Raw genomic sequence first — 17116 nt, forward strand, 5'->3', positions numbered from 1 at the left:
AGTTTGAAGATTTAGAAACAGAGAAAATGTCTTAGCAGTCTCTACTAAAATATGTCCAAGATATTGACTCAAATCCAGATTTAGAAACAGAGAAAATGTCTTAGCAGTCTCTACTAAAATATGTCCAAGATATTGACTCAAATCCACTACTGACCGATTTCTATATTGCCTTTAATCTTTTCAGTAGTAGATTTTATAAAAAAAAATATAAAAAAGCCGTGCTAGTTAAAAATTTTTCAACTAGTACAGCTTTTCATACTTAATTTTTATTCTGCTAATTCTTCAAATTGAGAATTATACAATGCGGCATAGAGTCCATGTTGAGCTAATAATTCTTCATGGTTCCCTTGTTCCTTGATGTCACCATCTTGCATATACAAGATCTTATCTGCATCTTTGATCGTTGAAAGGCGATGGGCGATAACGAATGAAGTCCGGCCAGCCATTAGATTATTCATGGCTTCTTGGATCAATTCTTCAGTCCGCGTATCGACGGATGAAGTTGCTTCATCTAAGATCAAAATCGGTTTATCTGCTAAGATCGCACGCGCGATCGTCAATAATTGTTTTTGACCTTGTGAGATGTTGGACGATTCTTCATTCAATTCCATCTCATAACCGCCTGGCAATGTTTTGATGAAGTGATCGACACGGGCGGCTTTCGCAGCTGCGTAGACTTCTTCATCAGTCGCATCTAATCGGCCATAACGAAGATTGTCCATGATCGTTCCTTTGAACAACCAAGTATCTTGCAAGACCATCCCGATATTTTTGCGCAGATCGGCACGGTTGAAATCTTGGATGTTATGTCCGTCGATCTTGATTGCTCCAGAATTGACGTCATAAAAACGCATCAACAGCTTGACCATCGTTGTTTTCCCAGCGCCTGTCGGTCCAACGATAGCGACCGTTTGGCCAGGATCAACATGCGAGGTAAAGTCTTGGATGATAATTTTATCCGGTGTATAACCGAATTGAACATGATCAAAGTCGACCATTCCTTCAGCCTTATCAATTTGAACTGGATGTTCAGCTGTTTGATCTTCTTCGTCTTCATTCAAGAATTCAAAGACCCGTTCAGCGGCAGCTGCCATTGATTGCAACATATTTGATACTTGTGCAAGTTGGGCGATCGGTTGCGTCAAATTACGAACATATTGGATGAACGCTTGAATATCCCCAACAGTGATGGCTCCATTATACGCCATGATCCCGCCGGCAATCGCTACACCGACATATCCTAAGTTACCGATGAAGTTCATAATCGGCTGCATCAAACCAGAAAGAAATTGTGATTTCCAAGCAGATTTGAACAAGACATCATTTTGTTTTTTAAATTCATTCAATGAATTTTCTTCTTCATTAAACAAACGGACGATCGTATAGCCGCCGATTGTTTCTTCGACTTTCCCGTTGATGACACCCAGATATTCTTGTTGTGTCTGGAAGTATTTTTGCGAATTTTTCACGACGATCATGATCAGTAATAATGAAAGCGGTACGATCAGAATCGCGATCCCGGTCATTTGTACTGAAATTGAAAGCATCATGACGATGACCCCGACGATCGTAAAGGTCGAAGTGATCAACTGCGTCAAACTTTGGTTCAATGATTGTCCCAAAGTATCCACGTCGTTAGTGATCCGTGACAATACTTCACCTGTCGTACGGCTTTCAAAATAATTCATCGGCATCCGGTTGATTTTTTCAGAGATTTCTTTCCGCATCCGATACGTGATCTTTTGGGAAATCGTCGACATGATCCAACCTTGGATGACTCCAAATAGAGAAGACAGCACGTACAGGCCCAACATAAAGAGCAAGACACTGCCGATTTTCTCAAAGTTGATGTCGCCGGTTCCTTCATATTTCTTAGTTAAACCAGTAAACAGTTCTGTAATTGCTTTTGATAAGATCTTAGGTCCCCAAATGTTGAAGATCGTTGAGGCGATCGCAAAAATCATTACTAGAAAAACTGCAATTTTATATGCGCCAAGATAAGAGATCAATTTTTTGATTGTTCCTTTGAAATCTTTGGCTTTTTCTACTGGTGCCGCGCCCATAGGTCCATGTCCGCCACCACGAGGGCGATTTTGTTGTTTATCTGCCATTCTTTTTTCGCTCCTCCTTAATCCGCTTCTTCTATGCCTAGTTCAGCATTACTTAATTGTGACTGAGCGATTTCTTGATAAACCGCTGATGATTTCATCAATTCTTCATGACGACCTTGGGCAACGACACGCCCTTCATCCAAGACGATAATGTTATCTGCATGCAAGATCGTTGAGATTTTTTGTGCGACGATGATTTGAGTCACGTCTTTGACACTTTCTGCCAATGCTCTGCGCAATGTGACATCCGTCTTATTATCAAGCGCTGAGAATGAATCATCAAAAATCAAGATCTTAGGATTTTTCGCTAACGCCCGAGCAATCGACAACCGTTGTTTTTGTCCACCGGAAACATTTGTCCCGCCTTGAGAGATTTCTCGGTCAAAGCCTTTTTCATTGGCGTTGATAAATTCAGTTGCTTGTGCGATCTCAGCAGCTTTTTTCATTTGTTCATCGGATATTTTCGCATCACCAAATTTGATATTCGAAGCGATATCTCCAGAGAACAGTACTCCTTTTTGCGGTACAAAGCCCATGATTTCATGCAGTTTGTGCATGCTCATTTTGCGAATATCGATTCCATCGATCGTGATCCGTCCGCCGGTTACATCAAACAGCCGCGGAATCAAATTGACGATCGTTGATTTTCCTGAACCAGTCGAACCGATCAAGGCAGTCGTTTCACCAGGCTTCGCCGTGAAATTGATGTGATGCAAAACATCTGCATCCGCATCGCCATAACGGAATTGAACCCCTTCAAATTTCACTTCACCTTTAAAGTTATGATTATCTTCTGGATTTTCAGGATCTTTGATCGTTGGTTCAGTGTTCAATACTTCATCGACACGAGCCGCTGCAACATTTGCCCGCGGTAAAATGATTGAGACCATCGATAACATCATGAAGGCCATGACGATTTGCATCGTGTAAGTAATAAATGCCATCATATCCCCGACTTGCATTTGACCGTTGCTCATGTTTTGTCCGCCGACCCAAACGATCAAGACGGAAATACCGTTCATTAACAACATCATGATCGGCATCAACAACGACATCGCACGGTTGACAAACATTTGTGTTTTCATCAATTTCGTATTCGCTACATCGAAGCGTTCATTTTCAAATTTTTCCCGTGAGAAAGCTCGAATAACGGGTAGACCGGTAATGATTTCACGAGAAACCAAGTTCACACGGTCCACTAAGTTTTGCAAAGCTTTGAATTTCGGCATCGTTGTCAGCAACAATGTCAAAACTAAAACTAAAACTGCGGCCACCGCAACTCCGACGATCCAACCCATCCCAGTTCCGGTTTTGTATACTCTGTAAATACCGCCGATTCCTAAGATTGGTGCGTATAAAACGATTCGCATGATCATGACAAGTCCCATTTGGATTTGCTGGATATCATTGGTATTTCGAGTGATTAATGAAGCGGGTGAGAATTTTTCCATTTCATTATTCGAAAAGGCTAATGTTTGTTCGTACTGACCGACCCGCAAGTTTTTCCCGACTGTCGCGGCGACCAATGAACCAATCAAGCCGACAATAATCGCGGCAACTGCAGACACCAAGGTCAAACCGACCATTTTAGCGCCGGTTTTAATGATATAATCTGTTTGAATTTTTTTCGTATTCATATCCAGATCTTTGTACTCAGCTAATGTCAGTTGGATCCCGACTGATTTCAAAGTATCTTCGCCGACACTGCCTAAACCTTCTTTTGTCGCTTCACGTGCAGTTGCTACTTTTTCAGGCATTGCATCGTTAGTTTCTTTGACTGAAGCGCCAAGTTTTTGAGCTTCGGCGCCTTTTGCTTGTGCTTCAGCAGCTAATTTCTGTGCTTCAGCACCTTTAGCAGCGGCAGTTGCCGCATCCGTTGCTGCGGCGGCTTCTTTACCGACAGCTTGTGCTTGTTCGCCCAGTGTCTTAGCTTCTGCACCTAGCGTCTGTGCTTTTTTAGCATCTTTTGAAAGTGCGGTATAACTGGTGATGACATCTGTTATTTCCTTATTCGTATTACTTGAATCTTCTGCTTGAGTGGAAGCAATCATCAGCATCGGCAAATTAAAGATTTTAGCCAACTTATCTTTAGTCATACCTTTTTGAAGATCTAATTCATAAATAGCAACTTTTTTTCCGTCAACGGTTCGTGTTGCTTCTTTATAATTATCATTGACGATCTGCTTCTCTTCATCGGTCATAAACAATTCGATTCCTTGAAGCGTTGATTTCCTGATTTTATCAGGAGTCGATCGTTCAAGTCCTCCTTGTTGAATACCGACGTCGACAATATCCGACGTTAAGCCTGGCAAGCTCAAATCACTCGATGCTTGTACAATTAATAGTAATAACACGGCAATAATCGCATACCAGTATTTACCAAGATATTTAAAAATCTTCACTATTGATCACTTTCCCCTTCCATGGATATTTTCTTAGAGTAGCTGATAAACTTCGCAGTCAATTCGAGGTATTTTTTAGTATCTTCTTCGCCCATCAGTTCAAATACTCGAACAACTTTGTTCCGCATCTCCTGCTTTTCAGCTTTCGCTACTTTTTTTCCGCGTTCTGTTAAGCTGACATTGATTCGGCGCCGATCATCCGGATCCATCGTTCGGATGATTAACCCGCGCTTTTCTAAATTTCCAAGCACAGCTGCGATTCGAGCCGTCGATAAGTTGAGCGCCTCAGCCAGATACTTTGGATTGGTGGGTTCCCCTAATCGATCGAGCACTTTAATGACGATATTTGCGCCTTTACTGCTTTTTTCGATCTTGCTGAATGCACCATGACGATTTTTGACCATCATCTGGGTCAATTCGTGTTCAGCATCTTCTGCAAAAGTCATCAATTTCCTCCTTTCGAAAAACATATGCCCACTTAATACCTAATAGTATTAGTAATTAATGCTGTTTGATATTACTGCTAATAAAAATAAAAATCAACCCTTTTGAATCAAAAAATAAATGAATACGTTTCAAATTTTAATATTTTGTTTTTTTCTTAAAAAAGCAGAGAAAACCGACCGATTTAACGAGCGGCAAATAATTTTTTTAAAACGGAAAAAAATGCTTTTTCGCATTAATTTTTCCACGGATACAACAGACCAAATGTTGATTTGCATCGAGCTGTAAACAGAAAAAGGCCATGACAAAAATCTTGCCACAACCTCTTTGGTGAAATTATTTTTTTAGATGGTAGTTATATGTGCCGACAATAATGTCATCACGATAAGATAACCGGAAGCGCAGACGCATCGCTGTTTGATTGTGCAGCGAACGTTTCCATGTACGATTCGGTACAAATTCCGGTATCAAAACAGTCGTAGTGTAGTTATGTTGTCGTGCATTTTTACTTACGCGGTCAACATAGCGGCTGACTGGATTGACGATTGAACGATACGGTGAACGAACGACAGAGAGCCGGACGTCTGGGAATTTCTCACGGAATTCGTGACGAATCTCCCGTTCTTTTTCTTCATTTTCTTCTAGCGAAACGTGCATAGCGATCACATAATCACCAATCGAACGCGCGTAATTGATTGCTCCGATATTTACTTGCGTCACATTTCCGACTAATACGATGACTGTATTCCCATCATATTCATGCAATTCCACATCATCGACCAGACGTAATTGTTCCGCCACATTTTTGTAGTGTTCATGGATTTTATAAAAACCAAAAATCAAGATTGGCATGATGATGAAGAATGGCCAAATATCCGGCAAGCGATAGATGAATAAAATCAAAACGATCGCAAAAGAAATCACTGCGCCAATAATGTTAGCAAGCGATTTTTTAAGCCAATGCGCTCCTTCTTTGCGCCATTTCAAGACCATCCCAGTTTGTGACAAGGTAAATGGAATGAATACCCCAACTGAATACAATGGAATCAAACGTTCAGTTGAACCTTGGAAAATAAAAAGCAAGACGATCGAACCAAGCGCCAAAGTGATGATCCCGTTAGAGTAGCCTAAACGATCACCACGATCTTGGTAACGATGTGGCAGGAACTTATCCTTAGCCAAGTTGTAAGCCAAGACAGGAAACGCTGAGAAGCCTGTGTTCGCAGCTACTGCTAAAATCAAGGCCGTAACAAATTGTAAAACATAATACATGATCCCTTTACCAAAAACCGATTCACCGACTTGTGATAACACGGTAACTTCTGTTGTAGGAACGATTCCGTACCAATAGTTCAAGAATGTGATCCCAGTAAAGAAGAAGCCTAGTATCAAGCCCATCATGGCTAAAGTGCCGGCCGCATTTTTTGCTCGCGGTTTTTTGAAAAATGGAACGGCATTACTGATTGCTTCGACCCCGGTCAATGAAGACGAGCCTGATGAGAAAGCCCGCAACAAAAGCGCCATAGAAATTCCCGGAACAACTGCGCCAACTTGAGCTGTCGCATGTAGAGGTACTGTGCCAGTTAGGATTTTCACGAGACCGACAATGATCAAAATTGTGATGACTGCAATAAAACTATAGACCGGCAGCATCAACAGCCCCGCACTTTCGCGCAACCCGCGTAAATTCATCAGCATCAATAATAAAACAATAATGACAGAAATCAAAACACGATGATGATAAAGCGCTGGGATCGCAGAAGCGATGGCTTCGGCACCAGCTGAGACGGATACGGCTACGGTCAGCATATAATCGACAAGAAGTGAGCCTCCTGCGATCAATCCGGCATTCTTTCCTAAGTTCTCACTGCTGACGACATACGCGCCGCCGCCATGAGGATAGGCATGGATAATTTGACGATAAGATAAAATCAATGACGTTAACAAAACTAAAACGACGATCGCGATCGGCAACGAATACCAAATCGCCGCTGCTGACAAGGTAACTAAAACGACTACGATCTGTTCTGTTCCATAAGCTACAGAAGACAATGCATCTGAAGAAAGCATCGCTAAAGCTGCAAAACGCGACAGATTTTGATCATCATTTTCAGATGATTTCAGTGGCCGTCCAACCAGCAAACGTTTAAGATAATCCACTAAGACTCACTCCTTTAATAAAATACAACAAGCGAATATTACTCGTACTCTATCTAAATGTCAATGTTTTTTTCAATGACTTTTCATGAGTAGAAAAAAATCCAAAAACAGGCAAGAAAACAGCGATCTGCTGTCGTCTTGCCTGTCTTTTTTTAATGGAATATTTTGCTTTCGTGTGCGACTTTCGTCAATTTTTTCAGATGCGGTTGTAAAATGGGATAAGCCCACGTTCCTAAGATCCCAAATACGATGAAAAGAACGATCATAATAATGATATCTTGAGTCGCGTTTGGCCAATAGATCCCGCCGGCACTCTCGCGTAATAAATTGACTGCGTGCGTGAATGGCAGCCATGGATTGACGGCTTGGAAAAATTTGCCGGATACTTGGATCGGATAGTTCCCGCCGCCGCCGGAAATAGAGAGCACTAGGATGATGATCGCGATCCCTTTGCCGACTGTTCCAAAAAGCGCCACGAGCGTGTAAACGATCATCATAAAGGCTAACGCCACTAAGACCGCAAATAGAACACTGTACACTGGATTTTTTACGTAAACATCCAGCAAGAAAATATTTCCCAACGTTACGATCAAGGCTTGCCCAACACTGACCGCTAAATAAGTCAGCATGCGTGCCCCAAATTGTTCCCGTTTTGTGTATTTGCCGCGCTCTTTTTTATCCAAAAAGAATTCGGTAGTCGTGACACTTGAAAATAGTACCGCGCCGACCCATAAACACAATGCTGTATAAAATGGTGTGCTGGCTGAACCGTTATTTGCGATTGGATACATCGCGTTCGTTTGTAGTTCCACTGGCGTCGTGAAGAAATCACTTTCCTTTTGAGCATCCAATTTCAACAATTTCAAAACTTGACCAAGGTCAACTGTTTGATCTCCTTGCTGGATCGCATTCGCGGCTTTTTGAATCCCTGCTCGCAGTGTTGGCCAATCGTTTTGGATCAAATCGGTGGCAAGATCTAACGCTTGTTCGACTTCTGGCATTTTATCATTTGCGATTTTCAACCCGCCGGTCAAATCTTCTTTCACCCCTGGCCAATCATTTTGCATGAAGTTTGCGGCCAAAGCCAATTTTTGTTCCACTACTGGCAATTCATTGTTGTAAAGATCCGCGCCCGTATTGATACCATTCACGATGTCCGTCATATGGCCGTTCAATAATACATTCGCGTCATGGACTTCCTGACCAATCGCCGGCATTTGTTTTTGATATTTTTCTAAGAAAGTAATTGCGTTGCTGACCGTGCCTTCAGTTGAATTCAAAAGCGATGCAAAATCGATTTGCTGTGCTTGGTTCAAGACACCTTGAGCCGTGTTGATCATGGCAATCAACTTATTTAGAACCGTGCTGACTGTCTCTGTAATTTGCTGGACGTTGATTTGATTGATGATTGCATCGATTTTATCTGTAAAATCAGTAACTTGTTTGAGCAGTTGTCGAGCTGACTCTAAGTTTCCTGCTTGTACAGCATCATTGATTCTTCCAGCATGATTGCTCAAATCAGTTAAAACGGCTTGAAGATCATTTAAATGCTCAAGCGACGTGCTTAATACATTGCTGGCAGTTGTATTTCCATTATCATCTGCTACCTTTTTCAGATCCGTTAAGAACGAGGCTAATTTATCAATAGCTGTTTTTTGTTGTGCGATATCGGCTTGAAAGTCACCAATCAATTTTGCAATATTTTGCTTATCTTGACTAGTCAGTTCGTTTTTATCCATTAATTCTTGAAGCGTTCCGACTAATGAATCTGTAGTAGCAGTGATTTGCTGGATGGATTCCAACGTAACTTGAACGCTGCTTGAAATGCTTGGTATGGCCGTTTGGAGTTTTTCTGCACCGTCTTTTGTCGTATTCGCAAAATCGTTGGCTTGATTGCCAAGCTTTTGAATGTCCGGCAAGATCGTCTGCACTTGATGAATGATGTTCAGCCCTTGTTTGGCTTCATTGATCCCATCATTCATGGTCGTTTCGATTTCAGAAAAATCACTATCGACTTGCGCGATTTGATCGCCGGCTTGCTGGATCTCAGGGATTTTTTGCTGCAACGTCAAGATAACACCGGCTTGTTTTTTGATCTCCGGCATTTTTTGATTCAGACTGATCAATTTTTGTCCCATCGCGTCAACTTGCGGCAAATACGCTTGTAGTTCATTTGCCTTAGCTAATTTTTCTTTCAGCTCAGGCATCTTGCCTTGCACTTCGACGACTTCTTGCGTGTATTTATCAATCTCGTCTAAATTATCATTGGTCGTCAAAATCAAATTTTTCACTTTATTGATGCTTACCAAATTGGCATCGATATCGTAACCAATCTCATTAAAAACTTTCAGTAACGTCGAGCTGGCAGTCTTAATAAATTCTTGGCTGATTTCTTGTTGAATCGAGCTGGCCCCTTTGTCTGTGATTTTAGGAGCGATTGCATTGATTTTCTGATTCAAATAATACTCAATTTTTGGTTTTTGAATCTCGCCAGAAGTAAAACTCAATAAGTCCTTAGAAAAATTTTTCGGCAAATAAATTCCCGCATAATATTTTCCTGACTTTACGCCTTCAACGACTTGTTTTTTCGAGTCGACAAAGCGCCAGCCGAGTTGTTTATTTTTATGCAGATTTTTGACCACTTCATTTCCGATTTCGATATCTTTGTCTTCAAAAGTGGCGCCTGCATCCGCACTGTAGACCGCGATCGGCAGTTCGCCAGTATTCGAATACGGGTCCCACAACGCCTTGATATTAAACCAAGCATAAAGGGATGGGATGATGACTAAAGCTGCCATCAGAAAAATGGCGATCGGATTTCTAAAAATCCGACGCCAATCTAATTTAAAGAGATTCCATGTATGTTTAAGCGATTGAAAAACGTTCATTGATTTCACCTACTATTTTTTCTTGCTGAACCACTGTAGCATGGATTTTCAGCAAATTTCAATTCTAGTGAGTGTCTGGAATCTGCTTTTTTGACATTCCTAACGATTTGTCATAATTGTATCCCTTTTCAATCAATAAATACTAAAGAAATGCTTAAAACTCAAGATTTTTTCTCATGATGAAGCGCTCCAATAGCAGTTCGGTCAACTCCTCGATTTTAGCTGAATCTGCTTGTGTTAAGTTTAAAATCGGTGTCTCTTCCAAATCACGCAAACGAATCGGTTCAACGTGATCGTCCACTTGCCGCAAGGTCACTTCTGGATGCGGAACTTTTTCGCCGCAAGGACCGGCTGCTAAATAGGCCAATTGATACCCGTCTTCGATCTCCCGCAACCGATAATAGCCGTCAGCCAGATCTTCTGTGCCACCATAATTTGCTTTTACTAATGACCATTTCTTCTGATCCATGTTCTTACTCCTTTTTTATAATAATTTTTCCCGCCGATGGGTGTCCTTCTAATTTTTCATGTCCGTAAATCACGCTTGCTAGAGTAAACGGCAAAACTTCCGCGATCTTTAACTGGATTTCATCAGCTACTTCTGTTAAAGCTGTTAACGCCTCAAAATCAGAATATTCTTTTGATGGTCCAAACGCCAAATAATTTCCAGTTTTCGTTTGTTCCTTCGGTAAAGCATTCAATGCTACAAAATTTCCGCCGGTTTTCATGATCTGTACGCCCGCTTCTCCAGCAACTCCGCCTTTTGTCGCATCAATCACAGTATCTGCTTGATTGGCAAATACTTTTCCAGCATCTGCTTGATCGTAAGCTGCGAACTGATCTGCGCCCAATCGGGTGACCCATGATTCGTTTCGTTTAGAAGCTGAAGCAAGTACGGTTTTGCCTTGTTTTTTCAAAAACTGGACCAATAATGAACCAACCGCCCCGGAAGCTCCTTGTACCATGACGGTTTGACCGATCGTATCACCTAATAAATGCGTGACTAGATTATAAGTCGTCAGCCACGGTGTCACCATGCCTGCTGCAACTTCCCACGATAAAGCAGCCGGTTTTTTTACAACTTTCTTTCCTGGAGCCACGATTTCTTCGCCGTAAGTCCCGCTGATTGCATGAACGATCACTTCATTGCCGACTTTTACATGAGTGACGGCAGCACCAACTTCAGTCACGATCCCTGCGCCATCATTTCCTAGCACATAAGGAAATTTCACTGTTCGAAAGTCGCGCATCGCTCCTTGACGCAAGGCGACATCGTACGGATTGATTGCAAAAGCTGTCAGCGCTACTCGAACATGTGTCTCGTCGACCGGCCGAGCTTCCGCTTGGATCTCAATCAATACATCTTTGGCTGTTCCGTAGTCTTTTAATGCGAATCGTTTCACCTTTATCCATCCTCTCTAACTGCTGAAAATAACTTCTTGCGTCATTTTTTGATCGACAACTAAGTCATTCATTTTTGCTCAACCAATCCGTCAAAACTCATAAACTTTTTCCTCAGCTTTAGATTCAGCCGACAAGCGCTTCATAAACTCAAACTCTTCATTGGAATCGCTTCCTCCCCAAAATCTTTATCCCTATTGTAGCGATTATCGCTTACTTGTTCCAACAAAAAGGTGTGTCTCGCATATGCAAGACACACCTTTTTTGATAAGCGTTAATCTAATTCGACTTTTCCCGTATACAATTGATAATACATGCCATGTTCAGCTAATAAACTTTCATGATCGCCGCGTTCGATGATTCGACCATGATCCATCACCATAATGACATCTGAATTTTGAATTGTTGATAACCGATGGGCAATAACAAATACTGTCCGACCTTCCATCAAGCGATCCATCCCCGATTGAACGATACTTTCTGTTCGAGTATCGATACTAGAAGTCGCTTCATCCATGATCATCACTGGTGGATCAGCGATTGCTGCTCGGGCAATCGCCAATAATTGGCGCTGTCCTTGCGACAAGCCTTCGCCATCGCCGGTGATCACCGTATCGTATTTTTCCGGCAAATGTTGGATAAACGTATCGGCATTTGAAAGTTTAGCCGCTTGATAAACTTCTTCATCCGTCGCACTTAAATTCCCGTAACGGATATTTTCTTTGACTGTGCCAGTGAATAAATGTGTATCTTGCAAGACAATCCCTAACGAAGAACGCAAAGAATTTTTTTCGATCTTCTTGATATTGACTCCGTCATAACGAATCTTACCTTCTTGAATATCATAGAAACGATTGATCAAATTCGTTATCGTCGTTTTACCGGCACCGGTCGCGCCGACAAAGGCAACTTTTTGTCCAGGTTCGGCGTAAAGATTAATATCACGCAACACTAAATGATCCTCATTGTATCCAAAGTTGACATCTTCAAAACGAACATCACCGGTCAAGCGGACATACGAGATCGTACCATCTTCGTGAGGGTGTTTCCAAGCCCAGATCCCAGTTCGTTCATTCGTCTCGATCAATTCCCCGTCGACTTCTTTGACATTGACTAAGGTCACATAACCATCGTCAACTTCTGATTCTTCATCTAATAATTGGAAGATCCGATCTGATCCGGCCAACGCCATGATCACGAAATTGATTTGTTGGGAAATTTGGCTGATCGGACCATTCAATGATCGGCTAAGCTGCAAGAATGCGGCAATCATTCCGACTGTCAGCGCGGAAACACCATAAACGGCAAATAGCCCGCCGATGATTGCAACTAAAACATATTGGATGTTCAAAAGATTCATCATAATCGGCATCAACGTGTTTGCTGTAGCATTGGCTTTAGTGGCACTTTCTTGCAACTGATCGTTGATTTCATCAAAATCATTGATCGCTGCTGCTTCGTGATTGAAGACTTTCACCACTTTTTGACCGTGCATCATTTCTTCGATATAGCCATTGACTGCGCCTAAAGAACGTTGTTGTTCGCCAAAATAGCGGCCACTGCGATTCGTGATGAAACGCAAGATCACAAACATCAGTGTGACTGAAACAAGGACAAAACAAGTTAGAGGCACACTCAATGAAAACATTGCGATGAAAACCGAGACAAAAGTCACGAGCGCCATCAGCAAGTTAGGAATACTTTGCGAGATCATCTGTCGTAGCGTATCGGTATCATTGGTAAAATGACTCATGATATCGCCATCCGCATTTGAATCAAAATAGCGTAAAGGCAATGTCTCTAAGTGATTAAACATCTGATCACGGATTTTTTTCTGTGTTCCTTCTGATACTTTTACCATGATCAAATTATATGAAAGCGTCCCGACAATCCCGACAGCATAGATCAATGCCATCGTTAAGATCGCTTTTAGCAATCCGGTAAAATTCGGATTATTTTGTCCAATCAACGGTGTGACATAATCATCGATCACGACTTGCAGGAATAGCGAGCCACGGACATTGGCAAACGCGCTGATTAAGATCATGAAAAAGACAACGATCAGTTGCGCCTTATGTTCTTTTGCCATGATCTTCAGCAAGCGTTTGATCGTTCTTAGCGGACTGGATTCAGCAGCAAATTTTTTATTCATCCCGTTCACCAAATCCTTTCTGTTGCGAATCAAAGACTTCTTGATAGATCACGTTGTCTGCTAACAATTCATCATGCGTCCCAACGCCATTGATTTTCCCATCATCCAACACGATGATCCGATCCGTGTCTTGGATCGAACTGATCCGTTGCGAGATAATAAATGTGGTTGTGCCGGGAATCTCCTTGACTAAGCCTTCACGAATCGCCCGATCTGTTTTCGTATCGACCGCACTCGTTGAATCATCCAAGATCAAGATCTTCGGCTTTTTCAATAATGCGCGGGCGATCGTCAACCGTTGTTTTTGTCCGCCAGAAACATTATTCCCGCCTTCAGAGATCATCGTTTCGTATTTGTCAGGGAATTCTTGAATAAAGGGATCCGCCTGTGCGATCGTTGCGGCATGGATGACTTCTTCTTCAGTCGCCTCCGGATTTCCCCAACGGAGATTTTCTGTGATGGTCCCGCTGAATAAAACATTGTTTTGCAAAACCATCCCAACTTGATCGCGCAGTGTTGCTAAATCATAGTGACGAACGTCATGACCGCCGACTTTGATTTTTCCATTTGTCACATCGTAAAGCCGCGGAATCAACTGGACGAGGCTCGATTTTGAGCTCCCAGTCCCGCCGACGATCCCGATCACTTCACCAGATGCGATCTTCAAATCGATATTTTCTAAAACTAATTTATTCATGTCATCTTTATAACTAAAGCAAACGTCTTGGAATTCTACCGAGCCATCGGGTACTTCAGTCAACGGTTCAGCGCCATTTTTCAAATCACTTTCTTCGCTGAGTACTTCTGTAATCCGTTCGGCAGAAGTACGAGCGATCATCAATTGAACAAACGTCATCGACATCATCATCAAGCTCATCAAAATTTGCATCGTGTAGTTGAACATGCTGACTAATTCACCAGTTGTCAAACTGCCTTTATCCACGATCAATTCGGCTCCCAGCCATGAAAGCAGCAGCATACACGTATAGACAGCGACTTGCAGCAGCGGCATATTGAAAGCAACGATTCTTTGGGCTTTTGTAAAGTTATCAAAAACCATTTTTGATACTCGGCTAAATTTTTCTTCTTCATATTCTTCCCGTACATAAGATTTCACTACTCGAATCCCTTGAAGATTTTCATGGACGACACTATTCAAACGGTCATATGTACGAAAAACTTTTTCAAATAATGGATGAGCAAACCGAATGATCAAGCCTAGTCCGATAACCATGATCGGCACGATCGCTAAATAGATCATTGATAATTCCCGATTGATATGAAAGGTCATCGCTAAAGAAAAAATCAAAATCAACGGGGAACGGACTAAGATCCGAATCACCATTTGGTAGGCATTTTGTACGTTCGTCACGTCAGTTGTCAAACGGGTGATCAAACTTGAACTGGAAAAACGGTCAATATTTGAAAAAGAAAAACTTTGGATCCGTTCAAACAAATTATGCCGCAGATTTTTAGCAAATCCCGCCGAAGCGACCGCAGCCGTTCGTCCTCCTAATGTTCCTGTAACTAATGCAAACAGCGCGCACAAAAACAACAATCCGCCATAACGCAAGATCGTATTCGTATCGCTTTTTCGATTCCATGATCGATCAAACCGGCCATGATCAACGGCATGATCACATCCATCAAGACCTCTCCCATGGTAAACAGCGGAGTTTGCAAACTCTGCTTCTTGTATTCACCGACATTTGCCAGTAATTTTTTTAACACACACTCACGTCCTTTCATTCTTGCATTAATAATTGCCTACTATAGTATAGAGACTTTTTCTTGAAATTTCTAATAAATTCGCTCTTTTCCGACAAAAAGAATTGTTGCAAAGCGTATTTTCTCTATCAATAACTTTTCTCAAACAGCAGCTGCCTTTAAAAAGCTACGTCAGCTTTTCGCTAAAATAAAAAAGGCATTGATCCTTTAGCAAAAAATGTTGAACCATCAAATTCTGCCGACCTTAAAAACAGCCCACGCTCAGCCACAATCAAAGTCAGCCGTTCCACTTTCTAGCGAATATTTTTTACAACCGAACCGATCGAAGAAAGATCGCTTTCCGTCAAAAAATCATCGACAATTTTTAAATTACTGTAAGAATAATTTTTGATCGGATAATTTGCGATGACCAAATCATATTTCTTGAAACTTTCATCATAAGCAAAATCCAAGACCGAGCCTTGATGGGTTTCAATCGCCACCCGATAATAGAACCGGCTGCGGATCAGCTCAGCCAGCATCGCGGCATGACCTTCCCCTGAATCACTCACTACAAAGATTTTTACTTTGGCTGAATGGATGTCTAACGAGTGAGCCAACCCTTTCCATTCTTTAAATAAAATGGTCAACACTGAAAAATAAAATTGACTGAACCACGGATCTCCCGTTCCGCGTTCCATACTCAATAATAATTGATGAACATATTTCGTAAAGTGCGGATATTGCAGCTTCGCATTCCTTGAAAAATAGGCCGCTGAATCAAATAAGATTGACCGCGGATACGGGCAGACTTGATACGCCGCTTGAATCTGTAGCAATTTTTGTAAAATATTTCTCCGCTGCTCTTTTGGTAAAACTGTTTCATAAACCAATTCGATCTCTTTTAAAAAATTCGCTAACAGGCGCGCAGTCTCCTGACAGCTTGGTTCAAGTTTGGTAATAAAATAGGTACAAAACAAACTATTCGCAACTTCATAATACCAATATTCAGTCACGATATATTTTGAATCTTGCACAATTTGATCCGCCACCGAACGCAAAGACAAAATTTTAGCGATCACTGCTTGGTCTAACACCAATCTTTCCCCTTCAGACAAGATGAATCCTTGCGAACTTCGGACAATGATAACCGCCAATAAGTAGCTGCTTTCCAATGTTTCCCGATCATTATAAAAAATAGCAAACGAACGATTGGCGCTGCTAATAAACGCAATGATCTTTCTCCGCTCTAAATCAAATGGCCAGTCATTCAACCCATATTTTTCTAAAAATAATTGAACGTAAAAAGTCCGAACCCATCGTTCATTTGGAGCAGTTATCCGGAACGGCCGACGTTCAAGGATCAACCCTTTTTCACCTAAGACCTTATCGAGTTGCTTGATCATTCGATAAAAGGTCGCTTCGCTGATGTACAGTTCATTGATCCAATAATCGGCGTCTTCATTTGGCTGAAAAAAGAGCCGTTCCAAAAAAGTAAACGCTTCAGATTCATTCATCAAATTTCCGGCGAGTTGCCGTGTCTTATTATGTAGTGCGTCGTTCAACCGTAATCCATTCGTGCGAGAATACTCTATTCCAACATGCTCTCCCCAAAATTGATTGATTGCTTCCACATCAGACAAGACCGTTTTTGTTGAACAATCTAATAAGTCTGCGATCATTTCTGGATTCTGCCACCCAATCAAATCACGCAACACACCAATGATGGCCAACCGCCGCTGAGTTGTATTTTTAAGTAATCTCCGCACAAAAGTCCCTCCTAACTACATTACTATTACACTGCCAACAGCATTTCCATTTTTATTCTACGATACTCATTTGTTATCATAT

9 protein-coding genes and 1 pseudogene are annotated in these 17116 nt (G+C 41.7%); all 10 read right to left on the minus strand.

Translation table 11 applies throughout. The features are described 5' to 3' along the window. Positions 1-266 precede the first annotated feature (266 nt). The 10 genes and pseudogenes from FFM63_RS02985 to FFM63_RS03030 all read right to left on the minus strand — a co-directional run bounded on the left by FFM63_RS02985 (position 267) and on the right by FFM63_RS03030 (position 17034). Positions 267-2111 carry an ABC transporter ATP-binding protein gene (locus tag FFM63_RS02985; RefSeq protein WP_137608865.1) on the minus strand — a complete coding sequence of 615 codons (1845 nt, stop codon included), beginning with the start codon at positions 2109-2111 and terminating at the stop codon, positions 267-269. Between the two features lie 17 nt (positions 2112-2128). After that, the gene (locus FFM63_RS02990) at positions 2129-4513 is read right to left on the minus strand and encodes an ABC transporter ATP-binding protein (protein ID WP_137608866.1); all 2385 of its coding nucleotides are present in this window, start codon (positions 4511-4513) and stop codon (positions 2129-2131) included. After that, a complete protein-coding gene (locus FFM63_RS02995) occupies positions 4513-4959 on the minus strand; it encodes a MarR family winged helix-turn-helix transcriptional regulator (protein ID WP_137608867.1) in 447 nt (148 codons plus the stop codon). The genes FFM63_RS02990 and FFM63_RS02995 overlap by 1 nt, the downstream gene beginning before the upstream one ends. Before the next feature lie 334 nt (positions 4960-5293). Continuing rightward, the gene (gene kimA, locus FFM63_RS03000) at positions 5294-7117 is read right to left on the minus strand and encodes a potassium transporter KimA (RefSeq protein WP_137608868.1); all 1824 of its coding nucleotides are present in this window, start codon (positions 7115-7117) and stop codon (positions 5294-5296) included. A gap of 152 nt (positions 7118-7269) precedes the next feature. Beyond that, entirely contained in the window at positions 7270-10005 is a 2736-nt protein-coding gene (locus FFM63_RS03005; protein WP_137608869.1) for a YhgE/Pip domain-containing protein, read from the minus strand. Between the two features lie 154 nt (positions 10006-10159). After that, on the minus strand, positions 10160-10474 hold the full coding sequence (locus tag FFM63_RS03010; protein ID WP_137608870.1) for a hypothetical protein: 315 nt from the start codon (positions 10472-10474) through the stop codon (positions 10160-10162). A gap of 4 nt (positions 10475-10478) precedes the next feature. After that, positions 10479-11408 (minus strand): NADP-dependent oxidoreductase, encoded by a 930-nt coding sequence (locus tag FFM63_RS03015; RefSeq protein WP_137608871.1) that lies wholly within the window; start codon positions 11406-11408, stop codon positions 10479-10481. Positions 11409-11680: 272 nt separating this feature from the next. Beyond that, entirely contained in the window at positions 11681-13558 is a 1878-nt protein-coding gene (locus FFM63_RS03020) for an ABC transporter ATP-binding protein (RefSeq protein WP_137608872.1), read from the minus strand. Beyond that, a pseudogene (locus FFM63_RS03025) lies at positions 13551-15289 on the minus strand (ABC transporter ATP-binding protein). Before FFM63_RS03025 ends, FFM63_RS03020 begins: the two are co-directional and overlap by 8 nt. A gap of 290 nt (positions 15290-15579) precedes the next feature. After that, entirely contained in the window at positions 15580-17034 is a 1455-nt protein-coding gene (locus tag FFM63_RS03030; protein WP_137608873.1) for an AcpB/EbpR/MafR family transcriptional regulator, read from the minus strand. Positions 17035-17116: the final 82 nt, after the last annotated feature.

Source organism: Enterococcus pingfangensis (genome assembly GCF_005405205.1).
Taxonomy (GTDB): domain Bacteria; phylum Bacillota; class Bacilli; order Lactobacillales; family Enterococcaceae; genus Enterococcus_A; species Enterococcus_A pingfangensis.

Excerpts from the sequence above, each read along its gene's own strand:
- FFM63_RS02985 (WP_137608865.1), bottom strand. The coding sequence starts at position 2,111 with ATGGCAGATAAACAACAAAATCGCCCTCGTGGTGGCGGACATGGACCT.
- FFM63_RS02995 (WP_137608867.1), bottom strand. The coding sequence starts at position 4,959 with ATGACTTTTGCAGAAGATGCTGAACACGAATTGACCCAGATGATGGTC.
- FFM63_RS03005 (WP_137608869.1), bottom strand. The coding sequence starts at position 10,005 with ATGAACGTTTTTCAATCGCTTAAACATACATGGAATCTCTTTAAATTA.
- FFM63_RS03010 (WP_137608870.1), bottom strand. The coding sequence starts at position 10,474 with ATGGATCAGAAGAAATGGTCATTAGTAAAAGCAAATTATGGTGGCACA.
- FFM63_RS03020 (WP_137608872.1), bottom strand. The coding sequence starts at position 13,558 with ATGAATAAAAAATTTGCTGCTGAATCCAGTCCGCTAAGAACGATCAAA.